Origin of the sequence: uncultured Mucilaginibacter sp. (assembly GCF_903913935.1) — a bacterium.
Taxonomy (GTDB): domain Bacteria; phylum Bacteroidota; class Bacteroidia; order Sphingobacteriales; family Sphingobacteriaceae; genus Mucilaginibacter.
In genome coordinates, this window is the sequence record NZ_CAIWNH010000501.1 from 1 (window position 1) to 2,897 (window position 2,897).

The following is a 2,897-nucleotide window of genomic DNA, read 5'->3' on the forward strand; positions in this document are numbered from 1 at the left end:
ATGGAGGCAATGAAAAATCAGGCTGAACAAATGAAAAAGCAATTTGACAGCCCTAAGTGGAGAGCCGAAATGGAGGCAATGAAAAATCAGGCTGAACAAATGAAAAAGCAATTTGACAGCCCTAAGTGGAAAGCCGAGATGGAGGCTATGAAAAAAGAGGGTGATGAAATGAGAAAGCAGTTTAACAGCCCTGAGTGGAAAAAACAAATGGAGGATATAAAGAAGCAAGGTGAACAAATACGTAAAAAATTTGACAGCCCCGAATGGAAAAAGGCGATGAAGGACAAGAAGTGGAAATTGAGGGATACCGTTGGCGGCGTTGAAATTTACGAACCGGCTAAAAAGGATTCGTTGTGATAGGTTGCAAGGGTTGTAAACGTTGTGAGGGGTTAAAAAAGGCAAACCAACAATAATCTTTCGGACTTTACTGACTTCCAGACTTTCGGACTAAAATTAAAACGGCAATGGAAAACGTACAAACTTAATCTAACTTAATCAACCCAAAACCACAAGCTAATCAACCAAAAACCGTAATTTAGTATCCTCCAAAACAAGGATACTTTTTTTATGCTTCAAAAGCTCAGTATTAGCAATTACGCTTTAATTGATAACCTCGAAATTACATTTGGCAAGGGGTTAAATATACTCACCGGCGAAACAGGGGCCGGAAAATCGATCATTTTGGGTGCGCTTTCGCTTATTTTGGGGCAGCGGGCCGAAAGCCGGTATTTTTTTAACCAGCAAAAAAAGTGTGTGATAGAAGGCCTGTTCAGCATCGGTAATTTTGAGCTGAAACCTTTTTTTGAAGATAACGACCTGGACTACGAGGCCGAAACTGTTTTACGCCGGGAGATCTCGGCCGACGGCAAATCGCGTGCTTTTGTAAACGATACCCCGGTTAATTTGAACGCCTTAAAATCCCTGGGCGAAAAGCTGATCGATATTCATTCACAACACGCTACCCTGGAGATCAACGACCCGGAGTTTCAGCTTTTGGTGGTGGATGCAGTTGCTAAACACGATGGTTTGCTGAATGATTACCGCGCAAAATTCCGGTCGTATAAAAAATCAACCTCGAAATTAAAGCAACTGATTGAAGAAAGTGATAAGGCCAAAGCCGAGCTGGATTATTACCAGTTCCAGTTTGATGAGCTTGAAAAATCCAACCTGGCCGACGGCGAACAGGAACAGCTGGAGCAGGAATTTAACGAACTGAGCCATGCCGAAGAGATTAAACGCAACCTGCTGGGGGCTTATTATTTGATGCATGAGGGCGAAACTTCGGCCATTATACAATTGCGTGAGGCAGGGCACCAGCTATCTGTTCTGGAGCATTTTAACCCGCAATTTGCAGAACTTTACCAGCGACTGAACAGCGCCATCATCGAATTAAAGGATGTGGCCAATGAAGTTGAAATTATTGAACAGCGCACCCATACCAACGAGGCGCGCGCCGAAGAAATAAACGTAAGGCTAAGCCTGATCTATAACCTGCAAAAGAAACACCGGTTGAACAGCACCGCTGAATTATTGGAGCTGCAAAATGAATTATCAGGCAAAATACAGCAGGCTGTTTTTGGTGATGAAACCATTGAAAAACTACGGATACAATTGGATGCTGACAGAACCGAATTGGAAAAACTCGCCGCCGAACTATCTGCCAACCGTAAAAATGCGATCCCCGGTATTGAAACCGAAGTGCTGAAGACCCTGGAGGTAATGGGGATGGGTAACTCCTCATTGAAGATAGAGATGGAGTCCGGAAGTCCGAAAAGCCCGCCTGCCGGCAGGCAGGTCCGGAAGTCCGAAAGTGAGAGCTCGCTGGGGGCCAACGGCATCGATGAGGTGAAATTCCTTTTTACCGCCAATAAAGGCCACGCCCTTGCCGAAATGAGCAAAGTGGCTTCGGGTGGTGAGCTATCGAGATTGATGCTGTCGATTAAATCCCTTATCGCCCAAAACACCGCTTTGCCCACTATTATTTTTGATGAGATAGATACAGGGGTATCGGGTGAAGTGGCGAATAAAGTCGGGCAGATCATGGAGCGCCTGGCGGACAATTTGCAGGTGATCACCATAACCCATTTGCCGCAGATCGCCAGCAAAGGCCAAAATCATTATTTTGTTTATAAAGACGAGGAAGGCGCTACTACCTATACCCGCATCAAACAATTGGATAAACAGGAACGTGTACTGGAAATTGCCAAAATGCTGAGCGGCGATAAACCCGGCGAAAGCGCCCTGCAAAATGCAAGGGAATTGCTGGGGTAGTGGGCAGTTTTAAGTGGGTAGTTGGCCTAAATAAAAACCCATTAACTGCTAAATTTTTAGTTGCAAACTGCACACTAAAAACTGTAAACTAATTTTATAACTTTGCGTCCATTATAAACAAATTCTTAACATGGCATACAATTTATTAAAAGGTAAAAAAGGGATCATTTTTGGGGCGCTTAATGAGCAGTCCATTGCCTGGAAGGTAGCACAACGTGCTGTAACAGAAGGTGCTGAAATTATTTTAACCAATGCCCCAATTGCTTTGCGCATGGGCGAATTAAACAAACTCGCCGAAGAATGTAATGCCCCTGTAATAGCGGCCGATGTAACCAGCAACGACGATATTACCAACCTGTTTACCAAAAGCCAGGAACATTTTGGCGGCGGCGTTGATTTTGTTTTACACTCTATCGGTATGAGTGTTAACGTACGCAAAGGCATCAGCTACCCTGAAAATAATTACGATTTTACCCACAAAGGGTTAGATATATCCGCATTAAGCCTGCACAGGGTATTGCAAACCGCCATGAAAATGGATGCGATTAATGACTGGGGCTCAGTTGTGGCTTTAACTTATATTGCTGCACAAAGGGTATTTCCTGATTATAATGATATGGCTGATA

Annotated in this window: 2 protein-coding genes and 1 pseudogene; all 3 read left to right on the forward strand. The window is 44.0% G+C overall.

Annotated features, from left to right (window positions below):
• Positions 1–357: pseudogene (locus tag QZY09_RS20290) on the forward strand (hypothetical protein); the annotation flags it as partial.
• Positions 358–567: 210 nt separating this feature from the next.
• Positions 568–2,271 carry a DNA repair protein RecN gene (recN, locus tag QZY09_RS20295; RefSeq protein ID WP_295675438.1) on the forward strand — a complete coding sequence of 568 codons (1,704 nt, stop codon included), beginning with the start codon at positions 568–570 and terminating at the stop codon, positions 2,269–2,271.
• Positions 2,272–2,401: 130 nt separating this feature from the next.
• On the forward strand, positions 2,402–2,897 hold a 496-nt coding region (locus QZY09_RS20300), incomplete at its 3' end, for an SDR family oxidoreductase (protein ID WP_295675440.1).

Excerpts from the sequence above, each read along its gene's own strand:
- recN (WP_295675438.1), top strand. The coding sequence starts at position 568 with ATGCTTCAAAAGCTCAGTATTAGCAATTACGCTTTAATTGATAACCTC.